16 protein-coding genes are annotated in these 21,288 nt (G+C 66.8%); 9 read left to right on the top strand and 7 right to left on the bottom strand.

Going from position 1 to position 21,288, the window contains the following annotated elements; translation table 11 throughout:
- Positions 1 to 6: 6 nt before the first annotated feature.
- From GTP90_RS16220 to GTP90_RS16250, 7 genes are all read right to left on the bottom strand, one after another.
- Entirely contained in the window at positions 7 to 1,437 is a 1,431-nt protein-coding gene (locus GTP90_RS16220; protein ID WP_161084528.1) for a circularly permuted type 2 ATP-grasp protein, read from the bottom strand.
- Between the two features lie 75 nt (positions 1,438 to 1,512).
- On the bottom strand, positions 1,513 to 2,256 hold the full coding sequence (locus GTP90_RS16225; RefSeq protein WP_161084529.1) for a transporter substrate-binding domain-containing protein: 744 nt from the start codon (positions 2,254 to 2,256) through the stop codon (positions 1,513 to 1,515).
- A gap of 47 nt (positions 2,257 to 2,303) precedes the next feature.
- Positions 2,304 to 3,380 (bottom strand): ABC transporter substrate-binding protein, encoded by a 1,077-nt coding sequence (locus tag GTP90_RS16230; protein WP_161084530.1) that lies wholly within the window; start codon positions 3,378 to 3,380, stop codon positions 2,304 to 2,306.
- 108 nt (positions 3,381 to 3,488) lie between these two features.
- Positions 3,489 to 4,004, bottom strand: a complete 516-nt coding sequence (locus GTP90_RS16235; protein ID WP_161084531.1) for a PRC-barrel domain-containing protein — start codon at positions 4,002 to 4,004, stop codon at positions 3,489 to 3,491.
- Positions 4,005 to 4,143: 139 nt separating this feature from the next.
- Positions 4,144 to 5,574: a sensor domain-containing diguanylate cyclase gene (locus GTP90_RS16240; protein ID WP_371875065.1), complete on the bottom strand. Its 1,431-nt coding sequence runs from the start codon at positions 5,572 to 5,574 to the stop codon at positions 4,144 to 4,146.
- 147 nt (positions 5,575 to 5,721) lie between these two features.
- Positions 5,722 to 6,960 (bottom strand): D-amino acid dehydrogenase, encoded by a 1,239-nt coding sequence (locus GTP90_RS16245; RefSeq protein WP_161084533.1) that lies wholly within the window; start codon positions 6,958 to 6,960, stop codon positions 5,722 to 5,724.
- Positions 6,961 to 6,964: 4 nt separating this feature from the next.
- The gene (locus GTP90_RS16250; RefSeq protein WP_254451888.1) at positions 6,965 to 8,227 is read right to left on the bottom strand and encodes a serine hydrolase domain-containing protein; all 1,263 of its coding nucleotides are present in this window, start codon (positions 8,225 to 8,227) and stop codon (positions 6,965 to 6,967) included.
- Positions 8,228 to 8,378: 151 nt separating this feature from the next.
- Between GTP90_RS16250 and GTP90_RS16255 the strand changes: the two genes are divergently transcribed.
- From GTP90_RS16255 to GTP90_RS16295, 9 genes are all read left to right on the top strand, one after another.
- Positions 8,379 to 9,263, top strand: coding sequence for an N-acetylmuramic acid 6-phosphate etherase (locus GTP90_RS16255; RefSeq protein WP_161084534.1), 885 nt, complete (start codon positions 8,379 to 8,381; stop codon positions 9,261 to 9,263).
- Between the two features lie 25 nt (positions 9,264 to 9,288).
- A complete protein-coding gene (locus GTP90_RS16260) occupies positions 9,289 to 10,194 on the top strand; it encodes a LysR family transcriptional regulator (RefSeq protein WP_161084535.1) in 906 nt (301 codons plus the stop codon).
- Positions 10,195 to 10,362: 168 nt separating this feature from the next.
- Positions 10,363 to 13,119 carry a TonB-dependent receptor gene (locus GTP90_RS16265; RefSeq protein ID WP_371875066.1) on the top strand — a complete coding sequence of 919 codons (2,757 nt, stop codon included), beginning with the start codon at positions 10,363 to 10,365 and terminating at the stop codon, positions 13,117 to 13,119.
- A gap of 104 nt (positions 13,120 to 13,223) precedes the next feature.
- Positions 13,224 to 14,150 carry a S66 peptidase family protein gene (locus tag GTP90_RS16270; RefSeq protein ID WP_254451890.1) on the top strand — a complete coding sequence of 309 codons (927 nt, stop codon included), beginning with the start codon at positions 13,224 to 13,226 and terminating at the stop codon, positions 14,148 to 14,150.
- Positions 14,151 to 14,198: 48 nt separating this feature from the next.
- A complete protein-coding gene (locus GTP90_RS16275; protein WP_161084537.1) occupies positions 14,199 to 14,996 on the top strand; it encodes a ferritin-like domain-containing protein in 798 nt (265 codons plus the stop codon).
- Between the two features lie 85 nt (positions 14,997 to 15,081).
- A complete protein-coding gene (gene paoA / locus GTP90_RS16280) occupies positions 15,082 to 15,741 on the top strand; it encodes an aldehyde dehydrogenase iron-sulfur subunit PaoA (protein WP_161084538.1) in 660 nt (219 codons plus the stop codon).
- Positions 15,738 to 16,691: an FAD binding domain-containing protein gene (locus GTP90_RS16285; protein ID WP_161084539.1), complete on the top strand. Its 954-nt coding sequence runs from the start codon at positions 15,738 to 15,740 to the stop codon at positions 16,689 to 16,691. The genes paoA and GTP90_RS16285 overlap by 4 nt, the downstream gene beginning before the upstream one ends.
- Positions 16,692 to 16,695: 4 nt before the next feature.
- Positions 16,696 to 18,903, top strand: a complete 2,208-nt coding sequence (paoC, locus tag GTP90_RS16290; protein ID WP_161084540.1) for an aldehyde oxidoreductase molybdenum-binding subunit PaoC — start codon at positions 16,696 to 16,698, stop codon at positions 18,901 to 18,903.
- 125 nt (positions 18,904 to 19,028) lie between these two features.
- Positions 19,029 to 21,191 carry a HAMP domain-containing methyl-accepting chemotaxis protein gene (locus GTP90_RS16295; protein WP_161084541.1) on the top strand — a complete coding sequence of 721 codons (2,163 nt, stop codon included), beginning with the start codon at positions 19,029 to 19,031 and terminating at the stop codon, positions 21,189 to 21,191.
- Positions 21,192 to 21,288: the final 97 nt, after the last annotated feature.

Genomic DNA, 21,288 nt, shown 5'->3' on the forward strand with positions numbered 1-21,288 from the left:
GTCTCCTTAACGTTCCAGTATCCAGGTGTCCTTGGTGCCGCCGCCTTGCGACGAATTCACCACCAGCGAGCCTTCCTGCAGCGCCACGCGGGTCAGCCCGCCGGGCACCATGGAAATGGTCTTGCCCGACAGTACGAAGGGACGCAAATCGATGTGGCGCGGCGCGATGCCGTTTTCCACGTAGGTGGGGCAGGCGGACAGCGCCAGCGTCGGCTGGGCGATGTAGCCGTCCGGCTTGGCGATCAGGCGCTGGCGGAAATCCTCGATCTGCTGTTTGGTCGAGGCCGGTCCGACCAGCATGCCGTAGCCGCCGGCGCCATGCACTTCCTTGACCACCAGATCGGGCAGGTTGGCCAGCGTGTAGGCCAGGTCTTCCTTCTTGCGGCACTGGTAGGTCGGCACGTTGTTGAGCACCGGCGCCTCCGACAGGTAGAACTTGATCATGTCGGGAACAAAGGGATAGATCGACTTGTCGTCCGCCACGCCGGTGCCGATGGCGTTGGCCAGCGTGACCCGTCCGGCGCGGTAGACCGACAGCAGGCCCGGCACGCCGAGCGAGGAATCCGGGCGGAACGCCAGCGGATCGAGGAAATCGTCGTCGAGGCGGCGGTAGATCACGTCCACCCGCTTGGGGCCGCGCGTGGTGCGCATGAAGACGGTGTTGTCGCTGACAAACAAATCCTTGCCCTCGACCAGTTCCACGCCCATCTGCTGGGCCAGGAAGGCGTGCTCGAAGTAGGCCGAGTTGTACATGCCCGGCGTCATCACCACCACGGTGGGATCGTTGATGCCCATCGGCGCGACCGAGCGCAGGTTATCCAGCAGCAAATCGGGATAATGGTCGACCGGCGCGATCTTGTTGCGGGCGAACAGTTCGGGGAACAGCCGCATCATCATCTTGCGGTCTTCCAGCATGTAGGACACGCCGGACGGCACCCGCAGGTTGTCCTCCAGCACATAGAACTCGCCCTGGCCGGCGCGCACGATGTCGACGCCGGCGATGTGGGCGTAGATGTCCGACGCCACCTTGATGCCCTGCATCTCGGGCCGGTACTGCGCGTTCTTGTAGATCTGCTCGGCCGGGATGATGCCGGCCTTGATGATGTTCTGGTCGTGATAGATATCATGGATGAACATATTGAGCGCCTGCACCCGCTGCACCAGCCCGGCCTGCAGCTGCTTCCACTCGCCCGCCGGGATGATGCGCGGGATGGTGTCGAAGGGAATCAGCCGCTCGGTGCCGGCGTCGTCGCCATAGACGGCAAAGGTGATGCCGACCCGGCGGAAGGTCAGGTCGGCCTCGGCGCGCTTGCGCTCGATGGTTTCCGGCGACTGGCGCTGCAACCAGCCGCAGAACTCGCGGTAGTGTTCACGGACCTCGGCGCTGGCGTGATGGGCCAGCCCGTCGGCGGTCATTTCGTTGAAGAATTTAGCCATATCGAACATTCCCTGATGAGTACGTTTATGATCTATCAAGAAACGTGCCAGAGAAAATGCCCGGTTTTGGTGCGGCTACTCCTTCAGCGCCTGCCGGCGCAGCTGCTCGATCTGGCCGCTGTCGCGCATCTTCCTGATAACGGCCGACAGCCGCAAGGCCAGCTTTTCGTGCTTCTTGTTCAGGTAGGCATAGATCGGCATACGTTCCAGCACGCCGGCCTGGCGGATGCCCGCATGCATGAATTCCGGGCTGGCCAGCATGGGATCGACCACCTCGGCGGTGTCGACGTAGAGATCGGTGCGCCCGACCACCAGTTTGCGCAAGCCCAGCTGCGCGTTCAGCACGCCGCTGAAGCTGCCTGGCGGCAGCACCGCCGCCAGCCGCTGCTGGATCACCGGGTAGCCGAAACGGAAATCCACGCGATAATTGGTGCCGCGCAGGGATTCCCAGCCGTTGGACAGGTGGATGTCGGGATTCCGGGTGTAGGCCGCGCTGCTCGCGGAGAAGGGGGCTTCGGGCACGCGCATCAGCGCCGTCTGCATGGCGCCATAGTCATAGCCGCGCGCCAGCTCGCCGTCGACGTTGCCGGCGATCGCTTCGGCGCTGGCCCGGGCGGCGGGCAAGCTGCGTATTTCCATCGCCACACCCAGTTGCTGGAAGGCCTCGGTGTAGATCAGCCTGAGCCAGCGTCCGGCAAAGCCGTTCTGCTGCTCCAGCATGGTGGCCATGACAAGGTGCGGGGCGTCGTCGCCGGCGCGCGCGGGGCCGGCGGCCAGGCCCAGTAGAAACATCAGGGCGAGGACTGGCCTGTGCCGCATAAGCGTTCCAAATAGTTGTCAAATGATGCTGTGAGTATAGCAACAACTTACTTGGCCAGGTCGATTTGCCAGAAACCGCTGGAGGTGACGGTCTTGCGCGCCGCCATGGCCGGCGGCAGCGTCACTTCCAGCGCCGCCATGCGTGCCGGGTCGACCATCACGGTCGGCGTCTCCTGGCGCAGGATGGGCAGCACATCCGGCTTGGTGTGGCGCTGCAGGATCTTGGCCGCCTGGTTGCCGGCCAGCCGCCCGACCTGGGCGAAATCGGCGCCCACGTACAGCGCCGCGCCCGGCACCCGCACCATCGCCAGCGTCACCACCGGCACCTTGTTTTCGATGCCGAAGTCGCCCAGGTCGATGGCCGCCTCGTAGCGGTGCAGGCCGTAGTAGGTGTCCAGCGGCACGGCGAACATCTGCACGCCGCGGCCGGCGCCGTACAGCTCCTTCAGCGACGGCGCGATATGGTCGGTCTTGTTGACCAGCCTGGAGCTGACGTCCAGGCCCAGCGGCTTGCCGCTGCGGGTCGCCGCCGCGACGTTGGCGACGCCGTTCTCGTCGTCGGTGTAGACCATGCCGATCCGGCGCACATTCGGGAACACGTCCTGGACCAGCTTGAGCGAGTCGGCCATGTCGGTGTACAGCGTGGAGCCGGTCGCGCCTTCGCCGCCGTCGACCAGCGACACGCAGCCGGCGTCCTCGGGATTGGCGACCGCCGTGAAGACCAGCGGGATATGGGCGTCGGCCAGCATGCCGCGCGCGTACTTGGTGGCCGGCGTGCCGATGGTCAGCACCAGGTCGGGCTTGGCCTCGACGATGCGGCCGGCCTCCTGGCGGATGCGCAAGAGCACGCCCAGCCGGCTCCAGAAGCCGCCTTTTTCGATGTCGAAGTCAATCGCCACCTTGTTGATGCTCAGGTTCTTACCGGCCACCAGGCCGCTCGATTGCAGCGATTTGAGGAAGCCGTTGTACGCTTCCTGGTAGGGTTCGATGTCCGTCACCTGCAACACTTCCACCTTGAAGACGCGGGTGTCGTCCATGGTCTCGGGTGGCAGGGGTTCGAAGGCGAGGGTGGGGCCGGCGCACAGCGCCAGCGCGAGCAGGGGAACGGCGAAGGATTTTTGCATGGTCGGTCTAATTGCTGTTGGTACAACAATTAGACCAGAGATGCCCGCAAGGCATGCCTGCTATCGCATGCCTTGACGAGCCAATCTGCGCGTTCTGTGGGCCAGCCGCTACAGCGTGCCGCTGCTGCTGCCGGAAGTGCTCCTGCTGGCGCTGCCGGGCTGGTCGCTCTGCAGGCTGCCGGTGCTGCTGCCCATCACACTGCCGCTGGCGGTGCGGGCGCCCGGCACGTTCTGCTGGGTGCCGTAGAAGTTGTGGATCTGCGTGCTGAACTCGGTGCTGGCCATGTCCGGCCAGTTGTCCTTGTTGAAGCCGGGGGCGTTTTTCAGGTGTTCCTTGGATACGTCGAGCAGGAAGCGCTTGTTGGCGGTGTCCAGCTGCAGCGCCTGCCAAGGGACGGCGAACAGCTTGTCGCCCATGCCCAGCCAGCCGCCGAACGACAGCACGGCATAGGCCACTTGGCCCTGGCGCATGTCCAGCATGATTTCCTTGATGTCGCCCAGGTCTTCATCCTGGCGGTTGTAGACATCTTCGCCGATCAGCGTATCCGCGCCCATCAGGCGGGGGCCGGGGCCTTCCGAGGTGTCACTGTAAATGCCATAGGTATCACGGTCTAGGTAGCTCATGGTGGTCTCCAGATAGTTGGTGCGGTCCCGCGTCAAATAACGAGGTGACAACACTCATCATCCTTGGAGCGTGACCGTACAGGTATAGGTGCGCGCGCAGTGTGGATGTAGGACGGGGATGAGTTCCCAGGGAACCAAGTCAGACGGCCACGGGCGCTTCGGACACCACCTGGTTGCGGCCGTTGCGCTTGGCCCGGTACAGCGCGCTGTCGCAGCGTTCGATCCAGCCGTCATGGCTGGCGTCCGCGGGGTCGAACAGCGCGATGCCGGCGCTGACCGTGAAATGGAAGGCACCGTGCTCGCTCGCCACCGGCACCGCCGCCACCTGCGTGCGCAGCCGCTCGGCGAACCCATGGGCGCCTTCGGCGTCGGCCTGCGGCAGCAGGATGACGAATTCCTCGCCGCCGTAGCGGCAGGCGCAGTCGATCTCGCGCGACAGCGCACGGATCTCGGACGCCAGGATGCGGATCGCCTCGTCGCCGACCGGGTGGCCGTGGCGGTCGTTGATCTGCTTGAAATGGTCGATGTCGATCATCACCAGCGCCGCCTGCAGGCCCAGCCGTTGCGCGCGCTGCCATTCGGCGGCGATGCGCTCGTCGGCCACGCGGCGGTTGTGCAGGCCGGTCAGGCTGTCGGTGCCGGCCAGCATGTACAGCCGCTGGTTGGCGTGGCGCAGGTCGGTGACCAGCTGGTTGGTCAGCGTCTGCCAGTGGATGAACATGTGGTAGCCGAACGCCGCGATGAACACGACAATCAGCGCGAACACCCAGTAGAACGCCCAGGTCGTATCCCGGGCAACCTCGAGCGCCCGCGCCAGCGCCGCCGGGATGCCGGCCGCCTGCGCGTGCAACAGGTTGTCGGCCAGCTGCAGCGTCACGAAACCATAGATCAGCACGCCGACCGTCACGCAACCGAGCAGGCGCAGCACCGAACCGCGCGGATCGGCCGCGGCATCGGCCAGCAATTGCGGCCTGGCTTGCTGCCAGCGCTCCAGGTGCGGCCACAGCAGGGCCAGCGCCGGCGCGCACAGGAACACGCTTTGCAGGAAGGCGCCCAGCCACCAGCCCTGCCAGATCGGCAGCAGGGCGGTCGAATCAATGCGGTTGGTGTAGCACCAGACCAGCGCGCCGCTGGAGCTGAAAATGGCGCTCACGAACGACAGTTGCACATAAAACAGCATCGCGCTCATGCTGCTCAAATTCCGGCTGATGGCGATGGCCCGGTAGCCCAGCCCCATGACCGCGAAGCCGAGCGGATTGGCGGCGCTGAACAGCAGCGCCCAGGACAGCGGCATGCCGCCGTAGAGGGCGAGCGTCAGGGTGGCCAGATAGGCGGGAATGGCGCCCCACCACCAGCCGCAGGTCAGCGTCCACACCAGGCAGATCACCAGCGGCGGATAGACGGTGATGTACAGCTCCAGCCCGCCCAGGTGGACCGGCAGGCCGGACCACTTGAAGATCACCGAGATCAGCCCCAGCCCGATGCTGGCGGCCAGCGACAACAGCCACAAGGCCGAAACCGACAGCAGTTCGTGCCGGCTGCCGTCACGCAGCAGCCGGCGTATGGACACGGCGCGCGCCATCTGTGGGAGTTCCGCGGAGGGCAGGCTATTTCTCATCGAGTAATCCTAGTTGCATACAAGGATTGTACGCGAGCGCCTGTTGTTTTGGCATGCCACCTTGCGGCGAGGCGGCTGGTGCGCAAATTTTCCGGCTTGTCAGCGGCGCGGCGCCAGTCCGGCCAGCGCGGGCGGGAGGGGCGTGCCGCCCAATAAACCCGCCAGCAGGCTGGCGCTGCCGCAGGCAAAGGTGAATCCCAGCGGCCCGTGGCCCACGTTCAGCCACAGATTGCGGTGGCGGGTGGCGCCGATGATGGGCGCGCCGCCGGGCGTGGCCGGACGCAAGCCGGCCCAGGCCTCGGCCTGTCCGTAGTCGGCCGCGCCGGGCATGGCTTCGCGGGCCAGCCGTACCAGGCTTTGGATGCGGCGCTGATCGATGCGCCGGTCCGCCCCCACCATGTCCACCATCGCCGCGACGCGCAGCTGCGGGCCGATACGCGCGTACAGCACCTTGCGTTCAAAGTCCGTCACGCTGATTTGCGGCGCGTTGTCGGCGGCGCGGATCGGTGCGGACAAGCTGTAGCCCTTGAGCGGATACAGCGGCAGGTAGATCCCGGCCCCGGCTGCCAGATCGCGGCTGGCGATGCCGGCCGCCAGCACGTAATGGTCGGCGCGCAACGGACCGGCGGTGGTATCCAGCCGGTCCACGTTGCCGCGCTTGATGTGGATGCGGTTCACGTCGCGATGCAGCACGCCGTTGAAGCCGGGATGCGCACGCAAGCGCTGCAGCAGCGCCAGGCAGAAGGCATGGCAGTCCGCCACCGCCTCGCCCGGATTGAAGATGCCGCCCGCCAGCTCGCCCTGCAGCGCCGCCAGCGCGGGTTCCCGCCAGGCGATCGCGGCTGGCGTCCACAGCTCGGCACCGGCCTGGGCGAGTCCGGCGGCGTGCTCGAACAGGCGCGCGCTGCGGTACACCACCAGCTTGCCCGCGTCGCGCCAGCCGAATTCGGACAGCGGCACATGCAGCGACAATTCGCTCATCGCGTTGCGGCTCAACTCGCCCAATTGCAGCAGCGTCGCGGTGGTGCGGCGGTTGGCGGCCGCGTTGCAGTTGGCGAGGAAGCGCGCCAGCCAGCGCCACTGCCGCGGATCCGCCTCGGGCCGGAAGCGCAGCGGTCCATCGGGCTGGAACAGCCAGTGCAAGGCCTTCAAGGGCACACCGGCGTCCGCCAGCGGCGACACGTAGCGGTAGCTGAGCTGGCCGCCGTTGCGGTAACTGGCCACGCTGCCGACTTCGGCCTCGCGCTCGACCAGCGTCACGCGATGGCCGGCCTCGGCCAACCACCAGGCCGAGGTCAGGCCCACCACGCCGCCGCCGATGACGATGACTTCGCTCATCGCTTCACCTGCCGAGTATGGCGTGGCGATACAGCGCGGTCAGGATGCGCTCCTCGCTGCGCGTCATCGCCGAGTAGCGGCCGGGATTGCTGTCCGGGTCGGTGCCGGTGCCGCCGATCAGCGACACCATGCCGTTGCCGTGCTGCAGGTCGACCACGAAGGTCGAGATCAAGCCATAGGCGTCGCCCAGGTGGCCGGCGGCGTTGAAGCCGCCGCCCTCGACCAGCCGGCCGCGCCCGAAGCGCTGGTTGCCCAGTCCCCAGCTTTGATACAGGCCGCGATAGGTGTCGCCGTTGCTGCCGTTGTGCTTCCACTGCTGGCTGAACATCAGCGTCACCGATTCGGGCTGGAGGATCTGGCGGTCCTGGTAGCGTCCGTGCTGGATCAGCATCAGCATCACCTTGCCCAGGTCGGCGGCCGAGATGCGCAGGCCGCCGGTCGGACTGAACAGCGTGCCGTTGCTGCCGATGACGTAGGTGGCGACGTTCGCGGGCGCGGCCGGCGGGCGGACGCTGTAGTCGTCCACCTGCGCGATCCACGGGCCGCCGGGGTTCCACACCTCGGTGTCGACGGTGCGCTTGCGGTACAAGGTCGCCACGTTGTCGAGGTCCTCGGCCGTGAATTCGGATGGATTGTAGCCGCCGCGCAGTCCCATCGGATCGAGCAGCAGGCGCTTCATCAGGCGGTCGAAGCGCTCGCCGCTGACCTTCTCCATGATGGTGCCGATCACGCCCCAGTTCAGGTTGGTGTACATGAAGTAGTCGCCCGGCCCGGCCTCGCTGGCCCACATGCCGGGCGCGCCGCTGGTCAGCTGGTCGCGGATGGCGACCTCCGCGCCCCAGAAGTAGCCGGCCCCGTCGCGCAGGGACGAGGTGTGCGTCAGCAGCATGCGCAGGGTGATGGGCCGGTCGGGGTAGTGCGGATTGCGCAGCGCGTAGCCGAGGTAGTGGCCGACATCCGTGTCCAGCTCCAGCAGATGCTGCTCGATCAGCCGCATCACGCCAAACGTGGTCATCATCTTGGAAATGGAGGCGATGCGGTACATGGTGTCCGCATTGGCCGGCGCGGCCGCGGCGCCGATGCGGCGCTGGCCGGCCTGGAATTGATAGTGCACCTTGCCGCCGCGAACGGCCAGCACCGACAGGCTGGCCAGCGGCATCGCCTGGTCGGCCGCCACGGCGGCCAGTTCCTGGTCCAGGGTCGCGGCCATGCCGCTGGCGCCCGCCATCAACAACATGCCCATCAATGCCTGCATTTCTCGTTTCATGTGGGGCCTGTAGTGTACTCGATGGTAGCGAGAATACTGTGAGCGGGTGGTGGTCGCCAATGAAAACCGGCTGTAACCATATAACTTTTCGGAATGCCTTCCTGGCAAGCTTTCATGGGCGCAGGCGCTTGTTCAAGACTACACTTTCTGCATGCTCAACACTGAACGCCCCAGTCAGGAACATGCCGGCCTGGACGAATACCCGGTCCCCAAGCTGGTCGGCACGCTGATCGCCGACCAGTTCCAGGCCGTCGCCGCCGTGCAGGCCGCCGCCGATGCGATCGCCGCAGCGGTCGAGGCCGCCGTGCCGCGCATCGCCGCCGGCGGGCGGCTGATCTACGTCGGCGCCGGCACCTCGGGGCGCCTGGGCGTGCTGGACGGCGTGGAGCTGCACCCGACCTTCTCGTGGCCGCACGAGCGCGCGTTGTCGCTGCTGGCCGGCGGCAAGCGCGCCATGTTCGCGGCGGTGGAGGGCGCGGAGGACGACGCCAGGCAAGGCTTCCTGGACCTGGCCGCCTTGCTGCCCCAGCGCGACGACGTGGTGCTGCTGCTGGCCGCGTCCGGCAGCACGCCGTATGTGCTGGGCGCGCTGGACGCGGCCCGGACCGCCGGCGCGCTGACCATCGGCATCGCCAACAATGCCGACGCGCCGGTTGCCGCGCGGGCCGAGCTGGGCATCACGCTCGACACCGGCTCCGAGGTCATCTCCGGCAGCACGCGCCTGAAGGCAGGCACTTCGCAAAAGATCGTGCTCAACACCATCTCCAGCGCCATCATGGTCAGGCTGAACAAGGTGTACGGCAACTTGATGGTCGACATGAAGGCCACCAACGCCAAGCTGCTGCGCCGCGCCGTGGCGCTGACCATGCACGCCACCGGCGCCGACGAGGCCAGCGCCCGCTTTGTGCTGGAGCAGTGCGACCACCACGTCAAGGTCGCCATCGTGGTGCTGCTGCGGCAGGTCCCGGTGGTGCGGGCGCGCGGGCTGCTGGCCCAGGCTCATGGCAGCGTTCGCTCGGCACTCCTGCTACAGTAGCGCATCGTCATAGCGAAAGAGGAAGATGCGGCTGCGTCACATAGAAGTTTTTCACGCCATCATGCAGGTCGGTACCATCAGCGGCGCGGCGCAAGTGCTGCACATCTCGCAGCCGGCCGTGACCAAGGTCCTGCAACACTGCGAACTGCAACTGGGCATGCCCCTGTTCGAACGCGTGCGCGGCAAGCTCTACCCCAAGCCGGAGGCGCACCGCCTGTTTGCCGAGACCGAAAAACTGAACCGCGACCTGCAGGGCATCCGCCGCCTGGCCGCCAGCCTCAAGGGCCGCGCGGTGGAGACCGTGCGCCTGGTGGCGACGCCGACCCTGGCCGCCAGCGTGTTGCCGCAGGCGATGAGCAACTGGCGCCGCGCCTTCGCCGACACCCGCTGCGAACTGGCGACCCACCACACCAGCGAGATCGTCAACACCCTGCGGCTGGGCGAGGCCGACCTCGGCCTGTCGCTGCAGGACCCGCGCCATCCCGGCATCGTCGCCGAGCCGATCGCGCAGGGCGTGATGACGGTGATCGCGCCGCCCGGCCGGTGGTCCGGCGCGCAGCAGGCGCAGCCGTTCTCCGCGCCCGAGCTGGAAGGCGAGCTGATAGGCTACGCCGACAACGATCCGCTCGGCGACCTGGTGCTGGCGGCCTGCGAGGCCCAAGGCATGCAGCCGCACTTCCACACCGTGGTGCAAACCTACCAGATCGCCCGCTCGCTGGTGGAGACCGGCGGCGGCATGGCGGTGGTCGATCCGTTCACCGCCGCGTCCGGACGCGGGCAGCTTCAAAGCCGGCCGTGGGCGCCGGAAATCCCGATCCACTTGTACCTGCTCACTCCGGCCCACGCGCCGCTCTCGCACGGCGCCAGCCAGCTGGCCCGCAGTATCGCCGAGGCCGCCCGAGTGCTGTTATCTTCGGGAAATGTGGTTTAAAAGATACAAATGTCTTTCCTGAAAGTCACTCCCACTGGCATGCTGCGGGGGAGGGCGCCGCTACATGAGTAAAAGTTATACGGACAAAAGCTATTTTCATTGGCTGGTCAATGTTGCAAGGCGCTAATCTGGAAAAATAAGCATTCAGATTCACCACAGGGAGAGACCGTGAAGGTTAAAAAACTGGCGCATGCGATTGCGCTGATGGGTGTATTCGTCCCGGCCGCAGGTCCGGTGTTTGCGCAGGAAGTCATGCAGCGCGTGGAAATCACCGGCAGCAGCATCAAGCGCCTGGCGAAGGAGGGCGCCTTGCCGGTGCAGGTGATCAATTACGACACCATCGAAAAATCCGGCATCACCAGCACCGAGCAGCTGATCCGCAGCTTGTCGGCCAACGGCACCGGGGCCGACAACATGACCTCGGGGAACAATGTGTTTGGCGCGGATGCCGACCGCGTCAGCGGCGGCGCCTCGTACGCGTCGCTGCGCGGGCTCGGGCCCAACAGCACGCTGGTGCTGCTCAATGGGCGCCGCATCGCCACCTTTGGCGCCAGCGCCAAGGCGGTGGACCTGAACGCCATCCCGCTGGGCGCGATCCAGCGCGTGGAGATCCTGAAGGACGGCGCCTCGGCGATCTACGGCACCGACGCCATCGGCGGCGTCATCAACTTCATCCTGCGCACCGACTACCACGGCGCCGAAGTCTCGCTCAACGACAACTTCACCCAGCACGGCGGCGGCGCCACCCGCCGGCTGTCGCTGCTGGGCGGCATCGGCTCGGTGCAGAAGGAAGGCTTCAACGTCATGGGCAGCGTCACCTATGACAACAATGAAAAGCTCAGTTCGCGCGACCGCTCGTTCGCCAACGGCTTCCAGCCCGAGCGCGGCCTGTCGCCGGACACCACCGGCACGCCGTTCGCCAACCAGCTGAGCGGCGCCGGCACCGCGCTGGGCACCGGCTTCAAGCGCCCGGGCGACAACACCACCTACCTGCAGGCCAATCCGCTGAGCTTCCAGGGCAAGTGCGACAGCATACCCGGCATGTCGCAGTACCAGACCGCGCTGTGGAAGGATGTCACGGCCGCCACGCGCAGCACCTATTCCTGCGCCTACGACTACGGCGCCGACTACATCATCAGCGTTCCGGTCGAGCGCCTGAACGCGGTCGCGCGCGGCACGCTGCAGATCAGTCCCGACCACAAGCTGTTCGTCGAGGCGCTGTACGGCCACAACAAGGCCCTGGCGGAGTTCACGCCGGTGCAGATCCAGACTTCGCTGGCCGCCGGCAACGCCTACCCGGTCGGCGGCGCCTATTACCAGGACTTGTCGGCCTACATTCCGACCTTCGACAAGACCAAGCCCATCATCTACAAGTGGCGCGCCAATGCATGGGGCGACCGCAAGCAGGAAAACGTCACCGACAACCTGCGCCTGCTGGTCGGCGCGGAAGGCGTCCTGTTCGGCAAGTGGGATTACCGCGCGGGCTTCTCGCATGGCGAAAGCAGCACCAAGACCGCGCTGCTGGACGGCTACGGCTACACCAGCCAGATCTATGCGGCGCTGGGTAGCGGCAAGATCAATCCGTGGCTGACCGCCGGCCAGACGCAGACGCCGGAAGCGATGCAACTGGTCGAGTCGACCAAGTTCCGAGGCGCTTTCCAGCACGGCAAAACCACGTTGACGCAGCTGGACGGCAACCTGTCCGGCGAGGTCTGGCAATTGCCGGCCGGCGCGGTATCGATGGCGGTCGGCTTCGACCTGCGCCGCGAGGGCTACAACTTCGGGCAGGATGTCGACGCCACGCAAATCCTGCTGGCGCCGGGCAACGCCGCACTGAACGATGCGAGCCGCGACATCAAGGCGGTCTACACCGAGCTGATCGTGCCGATCACCAAGGAACTGGAAACGCAACTGGCCGTACGCCGCGACCACTACAGCTTGTTCGGCTCGACCACCAATCCGAAGATCTCGTTCCGCTACCAGCCGACCAGCATGCTGGTGTTCCGCGGCTCGGCCAACAAGGGCTTCCTGGCGCCGAGCTTCACGCAGCTGTACTCGGGCCGCTTGTCGCAGGAACTTCCGAACGGCACCATCGACCCGATATTCTGCCCGACCCATCCCGGCGATCCGGCCTTCTGCGCCATTGCGCGCCTGCCGTACTTCAGCGGCGGCGACCCCGCGCTGAAGCCGGAAACGTCGAAGCAGGGCAGCCTGGGCATGGTGATCGAGCCGGTGCGCGGCTATTCGGCCTCGCTCGACTACTGGGCGGTCAACTCGCAGAACCGCATCCTGAACCGCACGCCGCAGGTGGTGCTGGCCAACGCGGCGCTGCTGTCCCAGAACATCGTGCGCAACCCGGACAACACCATCGCCTATGTAAACGCGGGCTGGATCAACGCGGCCGGCATCAAGACGCGTGGCGCCGACCTGAGCTTGCATGGCGAAGGCAAGGTCAATGCCTACAAGTGGATCTTCAACCTGGACGGCACCTACACGCAGAGCTTCAAGTTCGCCGAGATCGAAGGCCAGCCGTACAAGGAATACGTCGGCAACTTCTACACGCGCGACCTGTACCTGCGCTGGAAGCACAACGCCAGCATCACGCTGTCGCGCGGGGACTGGAGCGGCATGCTGGTCCAGAACTACAGCTCCGGCTACAAGGACCAGCTGCCCGATGGCGGCAAGGCGGCGCCGCCGCCGGGCTTCAATCCGGACGTGAAGGCCTACACCAAGTACGACTTGTCGGCCTCGTACACCGGCTTCAAGAACCTGACGATCACGCTCGGCATCCAGAACCTGCTGGACACCAATCCGCCATTCACCGCCCATAACGTGGACGAGGTGGTGGGCGCCGGTTGGGATCCACGGGTGGCCGATCCGCGCGGGCGCTCGCTCAACGTCCTGCTCAAGTACAAGTTCCTGTAATGTCCACGGCGAACGGGCGGCGGCGCTTCGGCCATCTGCTGGCCGCCGCCGCGCTCGGGGCGGGCGCCTTGCCGGCGTCCGCCGCTCCCGTGAGGAAAAGATCGATGCGACTGATCAAACCACCGCGCTTGCAGCCGGGCGACCTGGTCGGCCTGATCGCGCCGGCCGGCCACACCAACGACGCCTCGCTGGCCGAGGCCGTCGCCAATATCGAGTCGCTCGGCCTGCGGGTGCGCCTGGGCGACAACGTCAACTACGTCTACGGCAATTATGCCGGCACGGTCGAGCAGCGGCTGGCCGACCTGCACGCGATGTTCCGCGATCCGGAAATCAAGGCGGTGTGGGCGGTGCGCGGCGGTTCAGGCTGCATCTCGCTGCTGGAGCATGTCGACTACCGGCTGATCCGCGCGCATCCGAAGGTGCTGATCGGCTACTCGGACATCACCTGCCTGCACCTGGCCCTGCTCAAGCAATGCGGACTGGTCACGTTTCACGGCCCGGTGGGCTCGTCCACTTTTTCGGACTACTCGGTGACGCAGATGCGCAGCGTGCTGATGTCGCCGCAGGGCAGCTACACCATCGCCATGTCCGCCGACAACCCGCCGCCGCGCACCGTGCATGGCGGCGTCGCCACCGGGCGGCTCATCGGCGGCAACCTGTCGCTGGTCGCCGCGCTGGCGGGTACGCCGTACGCGGCCGACTTCAAGGACGCCATCCTCTACCTGGAGGAAGTCAACGAGGAACCCTACCGCATCGACCGCATGATGACGCAACTGCAGCTCAGCCAGGGCTACCGCAACGCCGCCGCCGTCATGCTGGGCGTCTTTGAAAACTGCGAAGGCGCCGACGGCGAGAGCGCGCTGTCGCTGGACGACACGGTCGACCAGCACCTGCTGCCGCTGACACGGCCCGCCGTGGCCGGCTATTCCTTCGGCCACATCCGCCACCAGTTCACGCTGCCGGTCGGCCTGCGCGCCCGCCTGGACACCGAACAGCAAACCTTGACTTTGCTGGAGCCGGCGGTCAGCTAGCCGCCGCATTTGCTACACTGCGTCCTTTTCAAAGCTTCAAGGAACATCATGTCGAGCCCAACCGAGTTGCGCGCCTACGCGCTGCATTGCCTGCTGGAGAACGATCCCGGCGCGAAAGTGACGGCGGTGGCCGCCATGGCGGCGGCATCGCGCGCGGGCGGTTGCGGGCTGGACCCGGCCAGCGTCATCGTGCCGGCCGGCGCCATTCCGGGCCGCCCGGACAAGCCGGACCTGGTGCCGCCGCTGTTGGTGGGGCGGCGCTCGATGGCCACGGTGGAGGGCAGGGCCATGCTGATCCACGCGCTGGCGCATATCGAATTCAACGCGGTCAACCTGGCGCTGGACGCGCTGTGGCGCTTCCCCGATTTGCCGCTGGAGTACTACATCGACTGGCTGCGCGTGGCCGCCGAGGAAGCCACGCACTTCGCGATGCTGGCCGCCCACCTGGAGACGCTGGGCTACCGCTACGGCGACTTCCCGGCCCACGACAGCCTGTGGGAAATGGTCGGCAAGACCACCGAGGATGTGCTGGCCCGCATGGCGCTGGTGCCGCGCACGCTGGAAGCGCGCGGCCTGGACGCGATCCCGCCGCTGCGCGCCAAGCTGGCCCAGGCGGGCGACCGCGATGCGGCGGCCATCCTCGACATCATCCTGCGCGACGAGATCGGCCACGTCGAGATCGGCAACCGTTGGTACAACTACCTGTGCCAGCAACGCGGCCTGGAGCCGCGCGCCACCTACGCCGAGCTGGCCGTGCGCTACAAGGCCCCCACGCCGCGCGGCCCGTTCAACATCGACGCCCGCCTGAAGGCCGGCTTCACCGAGGAAGAGGTACGGGCTTTGTAGCCGCTGTGTGAACGAACGTACAGTTCGTCCGCAGGGGGCGGTCTACCATCGAGGTCGCCGATACGCCCCCCGGAGACGCAAGCCCATGAACGACTTCAGCGACATCAACCACGCGCGGCGCGATCTGTTGATCGCGGGCGCCCTGTCCGCCACAGCCGCCGCTGTGCCCTCGATGGCCGATGCCCAGCCGGCGCAGGCCGCCAGTCCCGCAAGTCCCGCCAGTCCGGCGCCGGTCCATGCCGGCGTATCGCTGAAGGTGAACGGCAAGGCCGAGCATCTCGACCTCGACACCCGCACCACACTGCTGGACGCGCTGCGCGAGCATCTGCACCTGACCGGCACCAAGAAAGGCTGCGACCACGGCCAATGCGGCGCCTGCACCGTCATCGTCGACGGCCGCCGCCTCAACTCCTGCCTGACGCTGGCGGTGATGCACGACGGCGCCCAGGTGACCACCATCGAAGGCCTGGGGAGCAAGGACAAGCTGCACCCGATGCAGGCCGCCTTCATCAAGCACGACGGCTACCAGTGCGGCTACTGCACCCCGGGACAGATCTGTTCGGCGGTGGCGGTGCTCGATGAAATCAAACAAGGCATCCCCAGCCACGTCAGCGCGGACCTGAACGCCAGGCCGCTGCTGAACCCCGACGAGCTGCGCGAACGGATGAGCGGCAACCTGTGCCGCTGCGGCGCCTATTCCAACATCATCGACGCCATCACCGAGGTCGCGGGGAGGACGGCATGAAGGTGTTCAGCTATCAACGTGCGCAGTCGCCGACGGCGGCGGCCGCCGCTGCGGCCAGCACGCCGGGCGCCAAGTTCATCGCCGGCGGCACCAACCTGCTCGACCTGATGAAGCTGGAGATCGAAACCCCGGCCCACCTGATCGACGTGAACGGCCTCGGCCTGGACAAGATCGAGGCCACCGGACAGGGCGGCCTGCGCATCGGCGCGCTGGTGCGCAACACCGACCTGGCCGCCGACCCGCGCGTGCGGCGCGACTATACGGTGCTGTCGCGCGCCTTGCTGGCCGGGGCATCGGCCCAGCTGCGCAACCGGGCCACCACCGCTGGCAACCTGTTGCAGCGCACCCGCTGCCCGTACTTCTACGACACCAACCAGCCTTGCAACAAGCGGGCGCCGGGCAGCGGCTGTTCGGCCATCGGGGGCCACAGCCGCAACCATGCGGTGCTGGGCGCCAGCACGGCCTGCATCGCCACCCATCCGAGCGATATGGCGGTGGCCATGCAGCTGCTTGACGCCAGCGTCGAGACGGTAAGGCCGGACGGTTCCGCGCGCAGTATTCCGATCGCCGATTTCCACCGGCCGCCCGGCAACACGCCGCATATCGAACACGCGTTGATGCCAGGCGAACTGGTGACAGCGGTGACGCTGCCCGCGCCGCTGGGCGGCACGCACATCTACCGCAAGATCCGAGACCGCGCCTCGTACGCGTTCGCGCTGGTGTCCGTGGCGGCGGTGGTACAGCCCGATGGCACCGGCAGGGTTGCGCTGGGCGGTGTCGCCTACAAGCCATGGCGCATGCCGGCGGCCGATGCCAGCATGCCGCGCGGCGCCAGGGCGGTGGCCGAGCAACTGCTGGCCGGCGCCCAGACCACGCCCGACAATGCGTTCAAGCTCACGCTGGTGCAGCGCACGCTGCATGCGGTGCTGACGCAAGCGAAGAAAGCCTGATGCGATGAAATTCACCAAGCCCGCCACCACCAATCCCATCGACCGGCTCAAGGTCGTCGGCCAGCCGATCGACCGCATCGACGGCCCACTCAAGACCACCGGCAGCGCGCCCTACGCCTACGAGCAGCACGCGGCCGCGCCCAACGCGGCGTATGGCTATGTGGTCGGCGCCGCCATCGCCAAGGGACGCATCGCCGCGATGTCGCTGGACGAGGCCAGGCGCGCGCCGGGCGTGATCGCCATCGTCACGGCCGAGAACGCGGGCAAGCTGGGCAAGGGAAAAATGAACACCGCCAAGCTGCTGGGCGGACCGGACATCCAGCACTACCACCAGGCCGTGGCGCTGGTGGTGGCGGAGACGTTCGAGCAGGCGCGCGCCGCCGCGCAACTGGTGCAGGTGAGCTATACGGCGGAGAAGGGCGCCTACAACCTGGCCGCCGCCAAGGACCAGGCGACGGCGCCCTCCGGCAAGGACAACGGCGACACCCGCACCGGCGACTTCGAGCGCGCCTTCGCGGCCGCCCCGGTGCGGCTGGACGCCAGCTACACGACTCCGGACCAGGCCCACGCGATGATGGAACCGCACGCGTCGATAGCCGCGTGGGACGAGGCCAGCGGCCAGCTCACCGTCTGGACCGCCAACCAGATGATCGACTGGGGCAAGGGCGACCTGGCCAGGACGCTGGGCATCCCCAAGGACAAGGTGCGCCTGATTTCGCCGTACACCGGCGGCGGTTTCGGCGGCAAGCTGTTCGTGCGCGCGGAGGCGCTGCTGGCGGCGCTGGGCGCCAGGGCGGCGCGGCGGCCGGTCAAAGTGGCGCTGCAACGGCCGCTGATGTTCAACAACACCACGCACCGCCCGGCCACGATACAGCGCATCCGCATCGGCGCCGGCCGCGAGGGGCGGATCACCGCCATCGGCCACGAGAGCTGGTCCGGCGACCTGCCGGACGGCAAACCGGAAACGGCGGTGCAGCAGACCAAGCTGCTGTACGCGGGCGCCCACCGCATGACCCGGATGCGGTTGGCCGTGCTCGATCTGCCCGAGGGCAACGCGATGCGCGCGCCGGGCGAGGCGCCTGGCCTGATGGCGCTGGAGATCGCGATGGACGAAATGGCCGAGAAGCTCAAGATGGACCCGGTCACCTTCCGCATCATCAACGACACCACTTCCGATCCCGCCAAAAAGGAGCGCAAGTTTTCGCAACGGCGGCTGGTGGAATGCCTGCGCACCGGCGCCGACCAGTTCGGCTGGAACAAGCGCAGCGCGCGGCCCGGCCAGATGCGCGATGGGCCCTGGCTGATCGGCATGGGTGTGGCCGCCGCGTTCCGCAACAACCTGGTGACCAAGTCGGCGGCCCGCGTGCGGCTGGACCGCGCCGGCGTGGTCACGGTGGAAACCGACATGACCGATATCGGCACCGGCAGCTACACCATCATCGCCCAGACCGCGGCGGAAATGATGGGCGTGCCGCTGGCGCGGGTGGTGGTCAAGCTGGGCGATTCGGACTTTCCGGTTTCATCCGGATCGGGCGGGCAGTGGGGCGCCAACAGTTCGACTGCCGGCGTGTACGCGGCCTGCGTGGCCCTGCGCGCGGCGGTGGCGCAAAAGCTGGGCGTGTCCGCTGACGAGGCGGTGTTCGCCGACGGCGTGGTCAGCGCGGGCGGGCGTTCGGCGCCGCTGGCCCAGGCCGCCGCCGACGGCGAGCTGGTGGCCGAGGATTTCATGGAGTACGGCGACTTGGACAAGAAGTTCCAGCAATCGACCTTCGGCGCCCACTTCGTCGAGGTCGCGGTCGACGCCGCCACCGGCGAGACGCGCATCCGGCGCATGCTGGCGGTGTGCGCGGCCGGCCGCATCCTCAATCCGAAATCGGCGCGCAGCCAGGTGATCGGCGCCATGACCATGGGCGCGGGCGCCGCGTTGATGGAGCAACTGGTGGTCGACCAGCGCGGCGGCTTCTTCGTCAATCACGACCTGGCTGGCTACGAGGTGCCGTCGCATGCCGACATCCCGCACCAGCAGGTGATCTTCCTCGACGAGACCGATCCGGTGTCGTCGCCGATGAAGGCCAAGGGTGTTGGCGAACTGGGCATCTGCGGCGTGGCCGCGGCCATCGCCAACGCGGTCTACAACGCCACCGGCGTGCGCGTGCGCGACTATCCGCTCACGCTCGACAAGCTCATCGCCAAAATGCCGGAGAGTGCTTGACGCCACACTTTCACTAAATCTGCCAGGAAAGATATCAACCGCAAGTCGATTGGAGGTAGTATCAGCTTCGGAACTATTGATGCGCAGCAAATAATAGAGTTGATCACCATCGATCGGAGGCAGAAATGTTATCCAATTTGAAAGTTGGTATTCGCTTGGGGCTGGCGTTCTTTCTTCTGACCCTGCTTTCCATCGCACTGGGCTGGATCGCCGTCCACGAAACCTCGGCCATGAACGAGCAGTGGCAGACCATCAAGCAGGACGCGCTGGCCAAGCGCAGCGCGATCAACAAGGGCTCGAACGCACTGGGCGCCGGCATCCACCACTTCAAGAACTACATCCTGCGCGGCGGCGACTACGACAAGAAATTCGAAGCCGACATGGTCGATGTCGACCAGACCCTGCGCGACTACAAGGCCACCGGCTTCGTCACGCCGGACGAGGAGAAACTGCTGGGCCAGCTGAGCGAGGGCGCGGCCGCCTACCGCAAGGACATGGCGACCCTGGTCGCCCTGCGCGCCAAGACCGACAATCCGAACGAGCTCGACAAGGCAGTGGCCGGCGCCGACAAGCCGATCAACGCCGCCCTCGCCAGCCTGCGCGAGAAGACCGAGGCCACCCTCAAGCATTCGGACCAGGTGATGAGCGAGGTCAGCGCAGCCGCCCAGGTCAAGGTGCTCGAAACGCTGGCGGTGATCGTGGTGCTGACCATCGCGGCGGGCACCTACATCACGCTAAGCATCACGCGGCCGATCGGCCAGGCGGTGGCGGCGGCCGAAACGCTGGCGCGCGGCGACCTGAACCTGACCATCGACGTGAAGTCCACCGACGAGACCGGCCAGTTGCTGGCGGCGATGAAGCACATGATCCTGAAGCTGCGCGAGATGATCGACAGCCAGCGCGGCATGGTCGAGTCCGCAAATCGCGGCAATTTCTCCCTGCGGATCAGCACCACGGAACTGCAGGGCTTCCAGAAGGACATGGCGGACGGCCTGAACATGCTGATGCAGACCACCGGCGCCAGCATCGACGATGTGGTGCGGGTGATGGGCGCGATGTCCGAGGGCGACCTGTCGAAAAGCATCGACAAGCCCTACGAGGGCGCGTTCGGCGAGCTGAAGGACTATGTCAACCACATGGCCGCCAAGCTGAAGCAGGTGATCGAAGGCCAGCGCCGGGTGGTCGAAGCCGCCAACCAGGGCGACTTCAGCAACCGCGTCGACGTGGCCGGGCTGCAGGGCTATCAGAGGGAGATGGGCGAGGGCTTGAACAACCTCGTCACCACCACCGGCGCCAGCATCGACGACGTGGTGCGGGTGATGGGCGCGATGTCCGAGGGCGACCTGCGCGTGAGCATCGAGAAGAGCTACGCCGGGTCGTTTGGCGAGCTAAAGGAGTTCTGCAACAACACCGTCCACAAGCTGGCGCAGGTGGTGACGGAGGTCAACGGCAGCGCCGAAGCGCTGGCCAGCGCCTCCGAGGAAATCAGCGCGACGGCGCAGACCTTGTCGCAGGCCGCCAGCGAACAGGCCGCCGGCACTGAGGAGACCAGCGCGTCGATCGAGCAGATGACGGCGTCGATCTCGGCCAACACCGAGAACGCCAAGATCACCGACGGCATGGCCAGCCAGGCGGCCAAGGAAGCGGTCGAAGGCGGCGACGCCGTGCGCGCCACGGTGGCGGCGATGCAGCAGATCGCCAAGAAGATCCAGATCATCGACGACATCGCCTACCAGACCAACCTGCTGGCGCTGAACGCGGCCATCGAGGCGGCGCGGGCCGGTGACCATGGCAAGGGCTTCGCGGTGGTCGCCGCCGAGGTGCGCAAGCTGGCCGAGCGCAGTCAATTGGCGGCGCAGGAAATCGAGCATGTGGCCACTAGCAGCGTGGACCTGGCGGAGAAGGCCGGCCGCCTGCTCGACCAGATGGTGCCGAATATCCGCAGGACTTCGGACCTGGTGCAGGAGATCACCGCCGCGTCGGAAGAGCAGTCGGCAGGCGTGGGACAGATCAACAGCGCGGTGGGCCAGCTGAGCCAGACCACGCAGCAGAACGCGTCCAGTTCGGAAGAGCTGGCCGCCACCGCCGAGGAGATGAGCGGCCAGGCCGAGCAGCTGCAATCGGCGATGTCCTTCTTCAAGCTCGAAACCAGCGGACGGCCGACTCCGGCGGCGAAGCGCCAACCGGTCGCGCCGCGCGAGAGCCGGCGCCATGGCGGCGTCCAGGCGTTTAGCCCGATGAGCAGCGCCGTGCACGAGGTCGACGAAAGCCGCTTCACCAAGTTCTGATTTTCCCCTGTGCCGCATCGACGCCGCTTGCCCGGCGCCATGCGGCACAGCCGTTTCTGGACCGTTCGCGTCCGTATTCCCCTTCTTTCAGCAGTGC

It is taken from the genome of Duganella vulcania (genome assembly GCF_009857655.1).
GTDB lineage: Bacteria > Pseudomonadota > Gammaproteobacteria > Burkholderiales > Burkholderiaceae_D > Rugamonas > Rugamonas vulcania.